Annotated in this window: 23 protein-coding genes; 1 reads left to right on the top strand and 22 read right to left on the bottom strand. The window is 63.6% G+C overall.

Features of this window, described 5'->3' with window-relative positions:
• Positions 1 to 6: 6 nt before the first annotated feature.
• The 19 genes from AC5P7A_RS17345 to AC5P7A_RS17255 form a co-directional block, all read right to left on the bottom strand.
• Entirely contained in the window at positions 7 to 699 is a 693-nt protein-coding gene (locus AC5P7A_RS17345; RefSeq protein WP_478439094.1) for a phage minor tail protein L, read from the bottom strand.
• Positions 696 to 1,079 carry a hypothetical protein gene (locus AC5P7A_RS17340; protein ID WP_164166304.1) on the bottom strand — a complete coding sequence of 128 codons (384 nt, stop codon included), beginning with the start codon at positions 1,077 to 1,079 and terminating at the stop codon, positions 696 to 698. Before AC5P7A_RS17340 ends, AC5P7A_RS17345 begins: the two co-directional genes overlap by 4 nt.
• Positions 1,080 to 1,081: 2 nt before the next feature.
• A complete protein-coding gene (locus AC5P7A_RS17335; protein WP_111206222.1) occupies positions 1,082 to 1,633 on the bottom strand; it encodes a hypothetical protein in 552 nt (183 codons plus the stop codon).
• Positions 1,634 to 1,642: 9 nt separating this feature from the next.
• The gene (locus tag AC5P7A_RS17330) at positions 1,643 to 1,972 is read right to left on the bottom strand and encodes a phage tail protein (protein WP_164166308.1); all 330 of its coding nucleotides are present in this window, start codon (positions 1,970 to 1,972) and stop codon (positions 1,643 to 1,645) included.
• Entirely contained in the window at positions 1,972 to 4,758 is a 2,787-nt protein-coding gene (locus AC5P7A_RS17325; RefSeq protein ID WP_478439095.1) for a phage tail tape measure protein, read from the bottom strand. The genes AC5P7A_RS17330 and AC5P7A_RS17325 overlap by 1 nt, the downstream gene beginning before the upstream one ends.
• Before the next feature lie 2 nt (positions 4,759 to 4,760).
• A complete protein-coding gene (locus tag AC5P7A_RS17320) occupies positions 4,761 to 5,060 on the bottom strand; it encodes a DUF1799 domain-containing protein (protein ID WP_495220401.1) in 300 nt (99 codons plus the stop codon).
• 8 nt (positions 5,061 to 5,068) lie between these two features.
• Positions 5,069 to 5,377 (bottom strand): phage tail assembly chaperone, encoded by a 309-nt coding sequence (locus AC5P7A_RS17315; protein WP_262086881.1) that lies wholly within the window; start codon positions 5,375 to 5,377, stop codon positions 5,069 to 5,071.
• On the bottom strand, positions 5,377 to 6,036 hold the full coding sequence (locus AC5P7A_RS17310; protein WP_262086882.1) for a phage tail tube protein: 660 nt from the start codon (positions 6,034 to 6,036) through the stop codon (positions 5,377 to 5,379). Before AC5P7A_RS17310 ends, AC5P7A_RS17315 begins: the two co-directional genes overlap by 1 nt.
• 71 nt (positions 6,037 to 6,107) lie before the next feature.
• Positions 6,108 to 6,464 (bottom strand): tail completion protein gp17, encoded by a 357-nt coding sequence (gene gp17 / locus AC5P7A_RS17305; protein WP_142234528.1) that lies wholly within the window; start codon positions 6,462 to 6,464, stop codon positions 6,108 to 6,110.
• On the bottom strand, positions 6,461 to 6,964 hold the full coding sequence (locus tag AC5P7A_RS17300; protein ID WP_495220400.1) for an HK97 gp10 family phage protein: 504 nt from the start codon (positions 6,962 to 6,964) through the stop codon (positions 6,461 to 6,463). Before AC5P7A_RS17300 ends, gp17 begins: the two co-directional genes overlap by 4 nt.
• A complete protein-coding gene (locus tag AC5P7A_RS17295; RefSeq protein WP_495220399.1) occupies positions 6,961 to 7,311 on the bottom strand; it encodes a head-tail adaptor protein in 351 nt (116 codons plus the stop codon). Before AC5P7A_RS17295 ends, AC5P7A_RS17300 begins: the two co-directional genes overlap by 4 nt.
• Complete coding sequence (locus tag AC5P7A_RS17290) at positions 7,311 to 7,619, bottom strand: head-tail connector protein (protein WP_262086888.1); 309 nt, start codon at positions 7,617 to 7,619, stop codon at positions 7,311 to 7,313. Before AC5P7A_RS17290 ends, AC5P7A_RS17295 begins: the two co-directional genes overlap by 1 nt.
• Positions 7,619 to 8,107: a hypothetical protein gene (locus AC5P7A_RS17285; protein WP_262086890.1), complete on the bottom strand. Its 489-nt coding sequence runs from the start codon at positions 8,105 to 8,107 to the stop codon at positions 7,619 to 7,621. Before AC5P7A_RS17285 ends, AC5P7A_RS17290 begins: the two co-directional genes overlap by 1 nt.
• A 66-nt stretch (positions 8,108 to 8,173) precedes the next feature.
• On the bottom strand, positions 8,174 to 9,385 hold the full coding sequence (locus tag AC5P7A_RS17280) for a phage major capsid protein (RefSeq protein ID WP_495220398.1): 1,212 nt from the start codon (positions 9,383 to 9,385) through the stop codon (positions 8,174 to 8,176).
• On the bottom strand, positions 9,382 to 10,029 hold the full coding sequence (locus AC5P7A_RS17275) for an HK97 family phage prohead protease (protein ID WP_495220397.1): 648 nt from the start codon (positions 10,027 to 10,029) through the stop codon (positions 9,382 to 9,384). The genes AC5P7A_RS17280 and AC5P7A_RS17275 overlap by 4 nt, the downstream gene beginning before the upstream one ends.
• Positions 10,022 to 11,281: a phage portal protein gene (locus AC5P7A_RS17270; protein ID WP_495220396.1), complete on the bottom strand. Its 1,260-nt coding sequence runs from the start codon at positions 11,279 to 11,281 to the stop codon at positions 10,022 to 10,024. The genes AC5P7A_RS17275 and AC5P7A_RS17270 overlap by 8 nt, the downstream gene beginning before the upstream one ends.
• Positions 11,278 to 13,185 carry a terminase large subunit gene (locus AC5P7A_RS17265; protein ID WP_495220395.1) on the bottom strand — a complete coding sequence of 636 codons (1,908 nt, stop codon included), beginning with the start codon at positions 13,183 to 13,185 and terminating at the stop codon, positions 11,278 to 11,280. The genes AC5P7A_RS17270 and AC5P7A_RS17265 overlap by 4 nt, the downstream gene beginning before the upstream one ends.
• Positions 13,118 to 13,396: a hypothetical protein gene (locus tag AC5P7A_RS17260; protein ID WP_495220394.1), complete on the bottom strand. Its 279-nt coding sequence runs from the start codon at positions 13,394 to 13,396 to the stop codon at positions 13,118 to 13,120. The genes AC5P7A_RS17265 and AC5P7A_RS17260 overlap by 68 nt, the downstream gene beginning before the upstream one ends.
• A 619-nt stretch (positions 13,397 to 14,015) precedes the next feature.
• The gene (locus tag AC5P7A_RS17255; protein WP_495220393.1) at positions 14,016 to 14,264 is read right to left on the bottom strand and encodes a hypothetical protein; all 249 of its coding nucleotides are present in this window, start codon (positions 14,262 to 14,264) and stop codon (positions 14,016 to 14,018) included.
• Here AC5P7A_RS17255 and AC5P7A_RS17250 point away from each other — a divergent pair.
• On the top strand, positions 14,257 to 14,640 hold the full coding sequence (locus tag AC5P7A_RS17250) for a hypothetical protein (protein WP_495220392.1): 384 nt from the start codon (positions 14,257 to 14,259) through the stop codon (positions 14,638 to 14,640). The two genes, AC5P7A_RS17255 and AC5P7A_RS17250, sit on opposite strands and share 8 nt — an antisense overlap.
• 2 nt (positions 14,641 to 14,642) lie before the next feature.
• Here the strand turns inward: AC5P7A_RS17250 and AC5P7A_RS17245 are convergent, their stop codons facing one another.
• Genes AC5P7A_RS17245 through AC5P7A_RS17235 form a run of 3 tightly spaced genes read right to left on the bottom strand, consistent with a single transcriptional unit; the run spans position 14,643 to position 15,828 of the window.
• Positions 14,643 to 14,942 (bottom strand): DUF1064 domain-containing protein, encoded by a 300-nt coding sequence (locus tag AC5P7A_RS17245; protein ID WP_495220391.1) that lies wholly within the window; start codon positions 14,940 to 14,942, stop codon positions 14,643 to 14,645.
• 41 nt (positions 14,943 to 14,983) lie between these two features.
• Positions 14,984 to 15,274, bottom strand: coding sequence for an Rz1-like lysis system protein LysC (lysC, locus tag AC5P7A_RS17240; RefSeq protein ID WP_495220390.1), 291 nt, complete (start codon positions 15,272 to 15,274; stop codon positions 14,984 to 14,986).
• Positions 15,250 to 15,828, bottom strand: a complete 579-nt coding sequence (locus AC5P7A_RS17235) for a hypothetical protein (protein ID WP_495220389.1) — start codon at positions 15,826 to 15,828, stop codon at positions 15,250 to 15,252. Before AC5P7A_RS17235 ends, lysC begins: the two co-directional genes overlap by 25 nt.
• Positions 15,829 to 15,989: the final 161 nt, after the last annotated feature.

Below are 15,989 nucleotides of genomic sequence, written 5' to 3'. Positions count from 1 at the left end.
GGGTCGTCAGGTCCGCAGCAGGCCGGCGGCGGGGAATCCACCGTGCGGAATCGGCTTGTCCTGGCCGAACCGCAGTTGGCAGCTCCGGACCAGGCCGGCGCACACGTCCCTTGCCGGGTCGTCGACCGGCTGGTCGTTGATATCGAAGTAGGCCGAGCCGGTGTAGCCGCAGTAGGGACCGCGGTAGCCCCCGTGCAGCAAGGCGCTGCAGATCCTCGTGCATTGCCGGGCGGGAAGCTCCCGCCCGTTGAAGTCGGCCACCGTGGTCAGCTCGAACTCGACCGTTTCGTCGTCCTCGCCCACCTTGCGCTCGATGTACCAGATTTCATCCGGGAAGTGTTCACCCGGATCAGCCAACGGGTTCCCCTCGGCGAAGTTGGCCGCGTCCAGGTACTTCACCAGCGTCTGCCGGCGGATCAGCTTGGCGCCGGCCAGATCCTGGAACATGCGGCACAGAGCGCCGATCCGGCCATCGATGTTGCTGACCCTAAGCCGTGGGTTGGGCTGCTGCTCGCTGGTGCGCTCGAAGCCGGTAGCGTTTATCGGCCAAGGTCCATATTCCTGGCCCTGCCACCAGATCGCCCCCGACTGCAGGTGCTGGTGAAACCAGAGCTGATCTGCACCGAAGCTGGTGCAGTCCAGTTCATAAACGGTGACGCGGCCGCCTGGCTCGAGCTGCTGGGCATCTGCGGTGATCATGGCGCATCGACCTCCGCATCCTCGGTTTGTTCGACCTCCGGAGCGTCAACGACGACACGTACTGTCAGCAAGTAGACAATGTCCCTTGCCTCTCCGGTCGCCGGATCGGTACACGAGTAGAGCACCGCACCCGCCTCCTGCTGGATGGCCAGGCGGATGGTCTGTTCGTCGTTTTCGTCACGGTATACGCTCGCGCGCCACCCGGTAGCCGGTTTGATCCCCGGACCGGCTACCCGATACACACCAGTCGCAACCCGAGCGCACGCGATGCCCAGAGCATCAAACGAGCAACCGATGCTTGTGCCAGGAGCATGGTCTCCATCGAGCACGATCCCGCCATCAGGCTGGATGTTGAACGCTGCGGTGCAGGTGGGCTCCATGTTCAGGCTCTCTTGATGAAGTTGTTGGCATCCACCGTCGTGTTCCCCGCGTGCCATAGGGCACTGCCCCGGAAGGAGACAGCTGTTCGGGTGACCGTGAGCGCTTGGATATAGGCCGAGTTGAAGAAATCGCCATCCTTCAACCAGACTTGGAGCTGAGATTCGAATCCGTTGGCTCCGGTAGGGACCAAGAACATGCCGGCCAGATCGCTGTTGCTGGCGTTGTAGGACAGGGTGAGCTTGGCTCCGAAATCGTTCGTAGCATTCGCGTTGTGGAAAAAGTTCGCGCGACGAACTGCCGTTCCGCCGCCTCGCATGACGAGCGTCCCCGTCATGGCGCCGGCTTCACCGCCAGACTTCGGAACAGCAGCCGCAGCTGCAGCACCCGCGTTCGTCGCCTTCGTGTCCGCGGTGGCCGCAGCTGTGGCGACGGTACTGATCCGACCATCGAGGTACGCGTCGTTGTCGTTGACCTTCCCGAAGGCGATCCTGGCTGGATCGCCCTTCTTGCCGTTCGGCTGGACTGTATCGATATTGATTGGCTGAAGTGCCATGTTCTCTCCTTACGGCTGGAAAGTCTGTTCGAAGGTGGCCGTGACGCTGTAGGTCAGGCCACCGAGGTGGGAGTCGGTGTAGGTGTCGCAGTAGTAGAGGCCCGTTCCCCACGGGGCGGCCCACCAGAAGGACATGCCGGCGTGTGCATCGAGGAAGGCAATGATCTCGGTGATCACGGCCTTGGGCGCAACGAAGCTCACCTGGTACTTTCTGGCAACGGAATTGATGCCCTCCGCGACCTGCTGTGAGTAACCATCCCCGAACTTTGCACGCCTCACCGACGCAGTCGCTGATCCGCTGCTCTGGCTGGTGGCTTTCCAACTGAATGTGTCGGTCATCAACCTTTCCCCATCACCCTCATAGCGCCGCCGTCCTTCATGGACCGGAGCTGCGCATCGTTGATCTTCATGTCGATCAGCTGCCCGATCTCCTTGCCGAACTGCTGCCACATCGGGGTGTCGGCTGACACATCGGTCGATCCGTCGCTGTTCACCACGACGTTCACGTTCACCTGTGACGCCCCTGAGCCGCCGCCATGTGCAGCGACGCCCAGGCGACCATCTGGTCCACGCTGCAGAGGCATGATGGCCTCCGGCCCGGCCTCACCGAACACGCCCGCTCCCTTCGCGAAGGCGAAAAGCTGCGGGGAGCTGTAGACGCCGCCGGAATACGCCGACAGGCTTGGCGATGTGTAGACACCACCGTTGGCATTGCGGCCAATGTTCGCGAGAAGGTCGGAGTTGATCTGCTGCGTTCCACTGGTAGCCGCGGCGTTCCCCGCAGCAGTGACCCCACCGCCCCAGGCACTGGCGATCATCCCGGCAATGCCGACGATGGCCTGCTTTGCGGCAATACGTGCCAGGTCGGCAATGATCGAGTTGGCCAGGTCGCGGAACGACAGCTTCCCGGTCATGGCGAACTGAACCAGCGCGTCTTCCGCGCCCTGGAATGCGTTCGTCAGCGCGGAATGGGCCTGGCCAGCCGCGTTGTTCGCCTCCGTGGCGTAATCCTCGAAGGCGGCTCGGGTGCCGTTGCGCCAGTCTCCCATCGCGGCAAGCCGGCGGGCTTGGTAGTCCATCTCCAGCTGCAACTGCTCGTCCCTGTGCCTAGCCGCATTCGCCGCCAGCTGGTCCCACTGGTCCTGATCGGTGGCCACCTTTCGGTCGCCCAAGCGCTTCAGTTCGTCCTCGTACTCCCGTTGCACGTCCATCTGCCGGCGCAGCTGGGCGACCGCGTCCTGGCCACGGCCGTAGCTCATCAAGTCCAGCTCATTACCCCGACGCCGTGACTCGGTCTGCTGGTCGAAGATGGCCTGCTGGCGGGTTAGCGCCTCCAAGGTCTTCTTCTGCTTATCCTTGGCCTCCACCAGGTCGCCGGTCGCCTTCAGCTCCTCCAGCATCGTCCCGATGCGCTTCCGATCCGCTTCGGGAATCTTGGAACCCAGCCTGTCCAGTTCTTCCAGCACCTGCACCCGCAGGCGCTGGCTGACAGTGAGCTTCTCCTCGCTGCCTGACTGCTCTTTGTTCAGAGCTACCTGCTGCTGAATTCTGGCAACGATAGACGTGGCCGGGTTTGTTTTGGAGCCACCACCGCGGCGCGCTTCTGCCTCGGCGAACTGCTTCCGCGACGCTGCGACTTCCCGGTCGATATCAGCCTGGTCCTTGCCGAGCTTCTTGCCCAGGGCGACGATCTGCGCCTCTTCGGCGAGCTGCTTCTGGCGCTTGGACAGGTTCTGCCCGGCCAGACGATCCCATTCCTGTTGGTCCTTCTTCCGCTGCTCTAGGCGCTTCCGCTCCCCAGCGCTGTCGATCGATTCCTCTGCGCCATTGCCGTAGATCCCTGCCATCGTGACGGTGGGCTTGGGGCCAAGACCCCAGTACCGCTCGGCGAAGTCATTGGCCGCGCCAAGCAACCCACCCGCGAGCTTTGCCTGGCCCGCTATCGGGGTGAAGAATGATGCCGTCTCCGCCACCGCACCTCGTTTCACCCCCGTGGTGCGCGTGAGGAGGCGATCAGTGAGATCGATGTACCGCCCAAGCTCATTGAAGGCCGATGAGGTGTCGTCCTTTACTGCCTTCCACCACTGGCTGACTCCCGAAAGGGATTCACGCGCCTTTGCAGAAACATCTCCAAGGCTGGCGTGATAGATCCGGATCGCCTCCGTTACCGCCTCTTGCTGCCTCCCTTCTTCTTGAAGCGCGGTCACCCGGTCCAGTTGCGCGCGCGTGAGGAAGTGCTCGGCCTCGTTCAGCTTTAGCAGGCCTTCTACCGGGTCCTTCGCCAGCTCCTTGAACTTGTCGATGGTGGAGTCGATGCTCTGACCAGTCGCTCCTTCCATTTCGGCCGCTGATTCCGACACCAAGCGGAACTGTTCGCCAGTGAACCGGCCTGATGCCGCAACCTGTGTCAGGGCCGCCAGGGCCTTGCCTCGTGTTACACCGCCAAGGTTGTCCATCTGCCGAGCGAGCGCCGCAATCTGCTCGGCACTGGTTCCGGCATAGTTTCCGGTCGTGATCAGCGCCAGTTCCGCCTGCCGCTGCGCCTCTCCGACCTGATACCAAGCCACGCCAAGCGCTGCAGTCGCCGCGGCTGCGGCTGTGAGCGGGTTGATCATCGACAGCAGCTGCGACGCCAAGGCGGCGGCCGCTGGCCGGATGCCGCCGAACATGTCCTTGAGCTGTCCGCCCTGCTGCAGGAAGACAGTCAGCGGGTTCTGCCCACCCTGCAGGCTCACAGCAATGTCGGTGATCTGCGCGGGCACGCCGCGCATTGCCGCTGCCTGCTGGGCCGCGCTGACACCGTATGCATTCAGCTCCTTTCCGGAGCGCTTGGCCGCAGCTTCAGCGCGGGCCAACTTCTGTACGATCTCGTCCAGCACCGGCCCACTCGTGCGCAAGGCGGCGTTGTAGGCCAACTGCTGGGACCGGGTCATGCCCAGGGTGTCCGCCTGGCGCACCAACGTATCGACGCGCGAGCGCTCAGCGCGCGACAGCTGCTGATACTGCTGCTGTGCGCTGCCCGACATGTCGGCGACACCGCGCTTTGCTGCGGTGATCGCACTGTCGAACTGCTGCGTATCGACGACCAGGTCGATTCGAGCCGCGCCAATTGATTGGTCGGTCATGGTCAGCCCTTGCTAATTTTGGTTAGGGCAGCGCCCTCAATGATGCGTATCGCGGCCATCACCTCGGCCCGGCGATCACCGGTCAACCCTTCGCGGTCCAGCTCCTGGAACACGACGTTGTAGTCCAGCCCAAACGGACCTCCGGCGCTTGCACGCCACTGGGTGGAGACCCGCGAGAAGATCTCGATAGGCAGCGAACACTCGGGCCACAGCTGCACGTCCGGCGGCTGGTAGTGCTTCGCTTTGAGGCCGACCTGGGCAAGCTCGGCCTCGGTGGGGGCGCGCCAGTACAGCGCCCCCACCGCCTCGATCAGTTTCCCTTGCGGGCCACCTGGATCGCCTGCGCGTAGCCGGTGATGATCACTGCATCCAGGCCGATCTGCTGCTGCAGGGCCTCATCCACGCCGGCGGTATCCAGCGATACGTCCGCATCCCATTCCGCCACCATGTCCAGGATCGCTTGAGCCGGCGTGATCTCCTGCCCCGCCAGGCGTTGCAGGAGCGCCGTGTACGCCTCCTGTGTCAGGTGCCGATAGATCAGGTTGAGCTTCTGCTCGCGGCCGTGGCCGACGATGGTCAACGATGCCTTGAAGGTCTCCGGGGCCTTTACCTTGAACATCAGGCGCCCTCCACCAGGATCGAATCGGCCAAGGCCGTGAACGTCGCGGTGGTGCCCATCGGGGTATTCGCGGTCATGGTCGGGTCACCGTCGTAGCTCAGGTAGCCATACCAGTACAGAACGTCACCGCCGGCAAGCTTGGCCCGCAGCACGACCGGCTCGCCCTTGGCGTCGACCGTCTTCAACGCCGGATACCAGGGCTTGGACGGGTCGTAGTAGAGCGGGATGGTGATGGTCTTGGCGTTCTTGAAGGTCGGGATCTGGATCTGGCGGCCGGTCGGGTCCTCCAGCAGTGTCCCGCTCCAGTACTGCTGTTCTCCGCCGGCGGTGGTCGGATCGCCCTGCTGGTCCAGGTCGATGAAGGCGGCCGCCTTGCGCAGCGAGCCGGCGCCGCTGGTGCCCGGGTACAGGGTGGTATCGGTGGTGTCGGTGCCGAGCAATTCGATTGCACCGGTGGATTCGGCGCCAGCGCGGGTCGTGCGGTTATTCAGGGCCGGCCAGCCCGGGATCTCCAGCACCACCACGTCGTCGGTGTCGACTGCATCGGCGGCAATGCTCGCCAATGCCGGCGCCGCCTTGGAGATGCCGGTGGTTGCGATCTTGGTGGCCAGCACCGGCGCGAAGCCGAACTGGGTGCCCTTCGGGAGCTTGAGTGCCATGTGTTGTCTTCCTCTGGTTGAAAACGAAAAGCCCGGCGCATGGCCGGGCTGAGACGGGGTTGATGGGTCGCTTACGGGTCAGGGAACCAGAGCCCGAAATCGAGACGGGCGCCGTATGCCTTGATGGGCGCCTCGTACATGGCGACTGCGGCGCCATAGGGCTCGGAATGTGGAACGCCGGTACAGATCACATCCTCGATACGACGGATTAGCGTGTTGGCCTCGGGCCTGGACTTGGACCATATGGTGATCTGCACCCGCGCATGCTTGTGGTCCGGCATTGATCCTTCGAGGAACCACAGGGCCTGGCCTCCGACCTGCTGATAGAGCGCAAACGGGAAGACCGGCTGGTCCGGCGGAACGTCGGGATAGAAGCGTCCCTGTACCAATGGCGCAATCAGGGCATGGAGGGACGGTTCGTAGCTCATCCGCTGCCTCCTCGTGCCTCACGCAACAGTTCGGGAAGCCGATCCCTCCCCCTTTCCACCATCGCCGCCTGCGCGCGCGCCAGGGACGCCTCGTAGCCTGGCCGCACGAAGGGCTTGGCCGGAACCCACTTGGGCTGCGCCAGCGGCGCACCCAGCGTCCAGGAGCCGTCCTTGTCCTTATAGACCGCGTGCGTTTGCCAGTGCCCGAACTCGATCAAGTGCCCGTGGGGCGCCTTCTTGGCGTTCCAGGAAATTGAGTAAATCTGCCGACTGTCGGTGGATCGACCATCACGGTACGCCAGGTAGATCGCGTCGCGAAGACTTCCGGGGCGCAGGCTACCCCTCTCCTCCGTGCCCACCGGTGCACGCAACTTCACTTCATCCCGAATGACCTGGCCACCGGCAACGCCCATGGAACGTGCGAGGCTGACGCGGGAGTCGAGAAGTGCCTCCAGACCCCTCACCGCGCCGGAGAAGTCAACGTTCGCCTTGATGCTCATCCGCTGTTTCCTCCCTCCTCGGTAACAATGAAGGCGCGATCCCTGCGGTTGAGGTCACGGGTGATCCCCTTCACCTCAAACACTAGGCCGTCGAAAAGGATCCGCATCGTTGCATCGATCCCCAGCGCCCTCACGGTCTGATACCTGGCCATGAAGCTGTATCGGGAGATCGATGCCGGGACGCCGCCTTGGAGGCCGGCGCGAATTGCCCCGAGACCGGTTTCTCCGACAACGCTGACCATGATCTCGTCGACCAGCTCCCATCCTTGGGCTGGTTGACCCCAGTCATCCGTTCCTGACGCCGGGCGCTCCACCCGGACCTTTCGATTGAGCAAGCCGGCGCGCATCAGAATGTCTTCCTATACCAGAGGAGTCGCTCGACGCCGAACTGCACCTCAGTGGATACCTCGCCGACCACAATCGCCTCACGGTTGGCGACCCAATGCCCCACCAGCAGAAGTGCAGCCTGCAACACGTCTGGCGACAGCTTCATCTCATCCGGGCCGGCAGGCTCACCCTCGACCAGCCTCCGGTCGCAGTGCTGCTCGATGTGCGCCAGCGCGGCTGCCACGTACTGCTGCAGCAGGGCGTCGTCCACGTCGGCAACGATGTTGCACTGCTTGCGCACCAGTTCCAGGTCGAGGGTGACGGCCATCAGGCGGGATCCTTCTTCTGGGCTTCGGCCAGAACTGCTGCCAGGCGATCAGCACCCCAGCGGCGGTCGAACTCGACGCCGGCGGCCTCGAGCTGCTGGATCAAGAGCGCCTTCTTGTCGGCACCGCCCTGGTCGGAAGTGGTCGGCGCACCAGAGGCTGCGCCGCCGGTGACGGGTTCGGCCGGACCGGCACCGCCGGACGCTTCACCATCGCCAGACTGGTTGCCTGCAGCGTCGGTCGCTCCTTCAGTACTGGAGGTTTCGACCCCACCGCCGCCCTCGCCCGTCTTCAGTTCGCTGGGTCGGGCCGGTTTCGTCTCCTGGGGTGCAGCACCTTCGTGAACTTGTACCACCAGACCCTTGCCGACCAGCGCGTGCCCGTATTCCGGATCCACGCCGTCGAACACGTCGCCAGCCTTCACATCGGCGGACTCGGCATTAAGCTTCGGGGCGTCGCCGCGGAAGCCCCATTCGGCTTTGATCTTCATGTTCCTGCTCCGTATAGAAAGAGAGAGGCCGGCACGTGGCCGGCCTCGTTCGGGATCAGCTCGCTATCACGCCTGCGGCTTGAAGCGGCCCTTCACGAATGCCTCGACGCGGCGCTTGGCCAGGCCCAGGCGCTCTTCGACCAGCAATACGCGCTGGTTCTTCACGAAGTCGTCGTTGATCAGGCCGACCTTGAACAGGAAGCTCATGCGGTCGTAGATCGTGGCGCCGCGCTGGAAGTTGGCGACCAGGAACTCGCCACCGGTGGTGGTGCCGTCGCCTTCGTCCATGCTGTCCGAGGCGACCACCGGCCGGCCCCACAAGATCGGGGTCACGAAGCCCTGCAGGTTGGCGAACAGGTAGCGGTTCTGGCTGTCCTTCTCCAGCTCGATGTTCATCCAGTCCAGCTCGGTCATCACCGTGGCGTCGGCCGACAGCTTCGACTGCTTGCGCACCTGGTAGATCGCGCGGCGGACAGTGTCGATCGAGGTGTCGCTTGCCTTCGAGAGGGCGTCGTCGAACACCGTGGCATCAGTCATCAGGCCGGGCAGGTTGTTGCCCAGGCCGTCGCCCTTCAGGATCTGGACTTCTTCTTCCAGCTTCAGGTCGTAACGCAGCAGCTGCTGCAGGTAGCCGTACATCTGCGGCACGTCGTCCAGAGCTTCGTCGGTGACCGGGATCCAGACCGCCAGCTTCTTCACCAGGTCGGTCTTCTGCTCGAAAGTAACGTTGCTCTGCGGCTTGGTCCCACCTTCGCCGACCGGGCCAGCACCACGGGTATGCAACTTCTCGCGGAAGTAGGTATAGCTCTGGCCGGTGACGGAGATCGACGGGATCAGATCGCGGATGCGCAGTTCCTGGCGGATGCCCGGCTGGATGGTCGGGTCGTAGTTCGGCACGACGATGCCGGCGCTGGTGACGGCCTTGGTTTCTTGCATGGACGCCAGCTCGTCCTTCTTGATCTCGATCTCGGCCGCCGACTTCTCGCGGCCCTGCAGCGCCTTGTACTCGTCGTTGCCCTTGATGAAGTCGATGAAGCCCTTCTTCGTACCGGGCTGGTTGCCCAGGCCGATGCCCTTCTCTTCCAGCTTCAGCACCTTGTCGACCACCTTCTGGATCTCGTCGGTGGCGGTCTGGATCTGCTTCTTCAGATCGGTGGTGACCTGGTTGCCCTTCTCGATCTCGGCCGAGGCGCTGTCGTACTTCTTCTGCAGGCCGGCGAAGCCGTCCTTCAGCTGCTTTTCCAGACCCTCACGGATATCGCTGATGTTCTCGCTCATTGGTGCATTCCTTTGAAGATGGATTCGATGGATGTGCCGAGTTGCTGCAGCTGCTTCACGGTCTCCGTGTCCCCAATCCCACCGTCACGGTGGATTGCGGGAAAGCCGAGCGAGGCGACGGCCGCCGCCTCTTTCTGGGACAGCCCCATGCGTTCGCGCAGGGCCGATTCGAAGGCGCGAACATCGGACTTGACGCTCATCACCTGTGCTTCCGGGTTCATGCCGAAGGGGACGACCGATGCCTCCCACAATTCGGCCTTCTTGATGACGCGCACCCGCCGGCCCTCGCGGTTCTCGATCGCGTCCTCCAGCGTGTTGAAGCCGACTGACATTTCGTCCAAGGTGCCGGCCTTCATCAGCTCGTAGGCGTCCTTGGCGTAGCTGACGTTGAGGTTGACCTTGCCCTTCAAGTGCAGGCCGTTGCCATCCTGTTTGAACTCGGCATCGCCGATCAGCCGGGTCAGGTTGTGGTGCAGCGCCAGGCGCAGTCGGCCAGTCCGAGTCGTCTTCACCTTGACGAACGCGCCCGGCAGGATCAGGTCCTCACCGAGGTCCACGTTGTTGAACACCGAGGCATAGCCCTCGAAGTTGCCGGAATCGTCTGCCGCCTTGACCTCGAACGGGCAGGAATACTTGCTAAGCATTGGCGGGATCTCCCGTTGTGTCGTCGTTACTGGAATCGGGCTTGTTGCTGGTCCACCGTGTGACCTGGTTGTATTGCTCGCCTTCCAGCACAGGCAGGTTCTCCTTCACCCTGACCTCGTTGATGGCCATCCAGCCCGAGCCGCCGGAGCCGCCAAGGGCGGTCTTGTAGTAGTTGGCTCGCGCTCCGCTGTCGGCGCGCAGGAGCCCCTCTACGACGGCCTCCACGAACATGTCGCCATCGGCGAACAGCTTGTCGTTGATCTCGCTCTCGATCGCGTCGAGGTAAGGCTTCAGGCCGAAGGTGACAAAGCCGCTGGTTTGCTGCTCCAAATTGGAGCCCAGCACCGAAGTGGAGCGAGCGCGGTTGGTCAGGTACAGCGGAACGCCCCAGATACCGGCGAGCGCCTCCTCCTGGAACTGCTGCGATTCGATGAACTGGCTGTCTTTCTGGGTCAGGCCGGCCGGCGTGATCGTCGGCCCACCCTGCAGGATGGCCATCTTGCCGAGGTCGTCCACATCGCCCTGGCGGATATCAGGCAGCTTCGCCTTGATTTGCGCCTGCTGCTCCTTCGTCAGGAAGCCGGGATAGATGATGTATCCACCGGTAAAGCCACCCTTGCGCATGAAGCGGGCGGACCAATCCTGCGCAGCGCGCGCCAGGCCGATGGTTTCAGCCTGGTACTCCACCGGTGACAGGCCAACGATGCCGTCGGAACTGAACAGCTTGAAGTGCAGCATGTTCTCCGGGGAAACCGGGGTTTCGCTGCCGTTGATGATCGCCCAGTAAACCAAGCCGTAGTCGGTGTCGATTCGAACGTTGTCCACCCCCACCGGAATCAGGCCGATCCATTCACCGCTGTCATCACGTCGAATTATGATGAATGCGTTGCCACGCAAGGCCATGTTCACCACAACCGCCTTGATCAGGTCCAACCACTTGATGAAGGGGTTGGGCTTGCTCAACAGGCGCAGCAGCCGTCGGCGCTGCGGGCTGGTTCCCTTGACCAGCGCTCGCACGCCGCTCTTGTCCTCATACAGCTTCCAAGGCAGACCCGCGGCGGACTCGGACAGCACCTTCACGCACGACCAGACGATGCTGACCGTCAGCGCCTTCTTGGGCGTCACCCGGACGCCCGCCTTGGTGCCTCGGCCACCGGTGGATAGGTCGACCTCCACGTAGTTGCCGGTGGCAGGGTCGTCGTATCCGAAGAACCGCCAGCTCAGCGGGTTGTACCAGCGAAAGGTAGTCATCCGATCAGTCCAAAGAAGCCGTTTTCCAGGTAGTCGTCTATGCCGCCGGCATCCGGTGGCATGGCGTGTGCCGCGCCGATGGCCATGCAAAGGGCCACCGCGGCGTCGATCTTGTTTGCCGATCTGGCCTTCGACAGCCAGCTGTTGCCCCAGCGGTCCGATTCGATGACGGCGGACATGATTGCGGACACCAGAACCGGGTTGCGGCGCAGGCGCAGGCGACCCTCCAGCAGCGCCTCTTCCAGCAGGCGCAGCGATCCGGGCATCCACATGCCTTCAGGTACGGGCTGCCCCGACTGCTCGGCGGCTTCCACCGCCGCTTCCAGTGGCTTGCCCTTTTTGCAACCGCCCTGCGGGTGCTCCGCGAAGGTCACAGATAGGCCAATGTCGTTGACCTCCTCTTCGAAGCGGCGGAACGCGTAGCGGTCATACGCGACCAGCTGCACGTCATAACGGTTGTCGTACTCGGCCATGACCTGGGCCACGTGCCGGAAGTTGATGGCCTGCCCTTGCGGCGCATGCAGGAATCCGCCATTGACCCAGGTGCGATAGGGCAGCTTGTCCTGCAGCTGCCGTGCATCCAGCGTGTCCCCGGGTGTCCAAGCCTCGATCCAGGCATCGAATGTCGGCTTCTCGATGACCAGCTTCTCTCCCTCGACTTCCACCTCCACCGGGACGGTGCCGGTCTCCACCACCGCCGCCATCGCGGTGATATCGCGCACCTGCGACAGGTCGAGGCCGAGGTAGATCTTGCGCCCCTCATGCATGCGCGGGTCGAAGTCGGCCAGCGCCGGTTCCAGCGTTGGGCGCGTCATCCAGGCGGTCTCCGCATCGGTCCACACGCAGAAGTGCAGACGAAGAATGCCGTTCAGTGACCCGGGGATCGCTTTGGCTTGAGCCACCACGCCCGCCAGGTACTGCTCGGTGATAGTTACCCCCAACAGGGGATTCGCCTTCGCCCAGCAGCTGGGGTCCTCAAGCGGGTCGTCGCCGTCGTCCAAGCTGCACACGTAGCTGAAGGTGCTGTCGTCGATAACATCGCCGACGAAGGTCGGATCGTTCACCGCCTCGGTATGACCGGCGGCGACCTTGACGGCATGCTCGTGCTCCTCCCAACACACAGAGGTCCGGTCGCTGCCGGAGTTGGTGATCATGAATAGCAGCGGCTCGCGGCGGAACTTGAAGCCGCGCTCCAGCATTTCGATGATTCGCCGGTCGGGAAGCTCGTGCACCTCATCGACCAGCACGAAGAACGGTCGAGGACCGGAGCCGGTCCGCCCCGTGTCGCGCGACACTGGCCGGAAGAAGCTCGCGCTGGCGTGGTGCGCCATGCTGAACTCCCGACCCTCACCGCCAGCGAACTCGATGCGCTTGGCCAGGAGCGGCGACTTCTTGACCATCTTCACCGCGTCGGCGAACAGGATGCCCGCCTGGTCCTTCTTCGCTGCCGCCGAGTAGATCTGTGCGCCGGCCTCGCCTGCGGCCGTCATCCCCAGCAGGCCCAGCCCACCGGCCAGCGGACTCTTTCCGTTGCCCTTTCCCTGCTCGATGTACGCGCGACGGAACCTGCGAAGCCCGTCTGCGCCCTTCCAGCCGAAGAGCGAGCCGATGATGAACGCCTGCGAAGGGTGTAGCTCGAACTTCCGGCCCTCGAACTGACCCTCGGAGAGCATCAGGACGTTCTCGAAGTAGCGGAATGCGTACTCGGCAGCCCCGTGGTCAAAGCAAAGGCCCCGTTCGGGGCCTTCGATCAGATCCTGCAGGTGGCGCCGGCAGGCGTTTCGGACATGGGGGCCGGCAACGATCCGGCCAGCCACCACATCCAGCGCATACGCCTTAGTGCGGTCGGCCGGAGCTGGGGCCACCGAAGAATTCTTCGCCCTGGTCTTCTTCGTCACCGCCATGCGAGACCTTCGATTCATCCACAGGTGTGGCGCCCAGCTTCGAAAGGATCGAGCTGAGCGCCTGGGTTGCTGACACGCCAAATTCGGCTTTGGGGTCCTCCATCCGCGCAGTCCAGAGACACGCCAGGCGAAGAAGCACCCGGTGGCTGGAATTGAGCCATGGCATTTCCGATGCGAATTCCTTCCACGCCCGCTTTTCGGCAGCCGTCATGGTTTTGAACGGCTCGCCCAGGGCGCGCGTACCTTTTGGCCTCTTTCTCCCGGCATGCCGGCCTGGATTCTTGATGGCGGCGCCGCTTGTCGCAGCTTTTGCGACGGGCAATCGGGGCCTTGGCATGAATTCCTCGGGAAAATGCGGGATTTCTTGGCTGGGATGGCCCGTTCGAGGGTCGTCCCGTGAATTGTGGATACGCGAATTTGGGGGGACGGTCGGTCTAGGCTGCGGGCGATGGCATAAATTTGCCCCCCCTACCCTGCGCGGCGTGAAACGCTTCGCCGTGGAACCGTTCAGCTGACCGGCCACCCGTCGTCGTCACACCCTCGGACCTGCACCGCACCCCGCTCCAGACGCGCCTGATCGACGTTGTGGCAGTCGGCGCACTGGCTATCGAAGGGGCCAGACCAGAACATCTCCGCCGTCTCTCCAGCCGGGTGTCCGTTGGTGTGGTTGCACACCGTCGCCACCGTCACGTGGCCGCGAGCCTTGCACCGGCTGCACAGCGGCTCGCGGTCCAACTGCGCCTTGCGTGTGCGCTGCCAGCGTGCCGTGCCGTACAGGTGGGCGAAGGCACTGCCGCCGGTCTGCCTGGTCCTGCGGCCGCGAGCCACGGTCACTGCTTCGCACTCCCGGCCATTGCGGCTGATCGCAGCTCATCCTCGTTACGCTTGAGCGATCGCACCTGTCGGATCAGGCAGCCGATCAGCTTTCGTCTCGCAGGTCCCTGATCCATTGCAGCAATAGAATCCAGAGTGCGCAGCGCGCCAGAGGCGATGTACCGGTTGAGGTCGCCCTCCTTACCACCGCGCACGCACATTTCCACACGGACGACGCCGTCATCAGGACTGAACTGAATGGACACCATTGACCTCCATGAAGCACGACTCGTACTTGCCGAGCTGCTCCGGATACATAACGAGTTTGAAGAGATTGCAGCAGCAGGCGACCGCCATCGATCCCTTGCTCCGGATGAACTGCAGGACTACCGCGCGCGCCTGGTAGAGCTGAAGGCGCACCTGAAGCAGCGCGCGAACACAGGCACTGTCGACGGCTCGAAGCGACGGCCGACCAGGATCGAGGACGCGTTCTACGAGCCAGCTATCAGGCAGGCCTCTGCCAACTTCTCTTTGCGGACGAATGCCCCGCCGTCGGAGTGGGTCACAGGCCTCTACGGGCCGTCCTCCGATATCTCCTACCTCGCGAGCCAGCTACAGGAGCTACTCAAGGAGCACCGGTAGGGTCAGAACTCCTCCACTGCCCAGCCGCCGCCATCCCGCTTGGACTTGGCCTTCACCGCAATGAAGCGGAATGGGTACATGGCCGCGGCAATCTTGATCTTGGCCCTGGCATCGTCTTGCCAGTGGCCCTTCACTTCGTGGCAGGCCATGACACCGTCGGCCTCGAGTACGGCAAAGTCCGGCGTGTAGAAGGTGTTGTCTGCCAGACGCAGCTTCAGGCCCTCGAACCGGTGCCACTGGATCTCGCCAGCAGCCTGCAGCGCGCGTAGCCGTTCGGCATACGCGGCCTCGGTCTTGTTCATCTCGCCGGTCTTCAACCGGCCAAGAGCCAGCACCCTGCGATTCATGGATCTACCGGTCCACCGCCCAACTGGCGAATCTCGCCCAGCTGCTTGTTGCACTGCTGCAGGCTCAGGATGTTGGCGTTGTAGGCCGACACCACCTTCTCCACAGACCGCTCCTGGGCCCGGGTGATCGGACACGGCTGGGTCAGTTCGGCCGGCGGCGCCACAGGCTTATCCACCGTGACGTACACCACCTGCGGAATATCCGGCTTGCCGGTCTTGCTGCAGCTGCCGAACCCGCACAGCGGCAGCGCCGCGGCCAGGATCACAGCAATGGAATGGCGTCGCATAGCTTCTGCTCCAGCTGTTGCCGGCATCCCGGCTGGTTCTTCGCGTCCTGCAGCGCGCGCTCCGCCACTGTTGCGCGGCGCTTACTCTCGGCTGCTGCCGCCTCCGCCCGGCGCGCGGCCTCATTGGCTGCCGCTCTCTGCCGGGCCGCGTCATCGATCGATGCCTGGGTCTGCCGGTTCACTTCCTGCAGCAGCTGGCCGGCAGCGGTGGCCGCGCGCAAATTCTCGGCCGCGTCAGCCTCTGCTGCAGCGCGCGCCCGGTCGGCCTTGGTGATGGTGGCTTGGTCCTTTGCAAACTGGCGATCTTCACCGCGCTGGCAGCCGGTCACGAACAGACCGCCAGCCAGCGCCAGTGCCGCCAGCAGTTTTAGAAGGTCGGCGTATGGGCGTAGTGGGTCCAGCATTGGGCACCTACAGGAATGGGTCGCCCTCCTTGGGGTACGCTGTGCGTGCGACCGACACAGCCCAAGGAGGGCGACATGGACGAAGAAGCGCGTTTCACGATCGAGGAGCTGAAAGCTCAGGTAGCGAGTCTGCGATCGAATCTCGAACACACGAGCGGACTTGCTGTTGCATGCCAAGTGGCACTAACAGCGACGCTTCGCAGCTGGGGGCGGCCGGCCGAACAGGTCGCGGCGGAAATAGATCGAGTTATGGATATGACTGCCGCATCCTTGGCACAGCAAGGGGCCTCGGATCAGTTTATGGCCGATTT

The organism is Stenotrophomonas sp. YJH_SMC_65 (genome assembly GCF_059369475.1).
The sequence above is the reverse complement of the archived record's forward strand: the minus strand, read 5'-3'. Positions and strand labels throughout refer to the sequence as shown.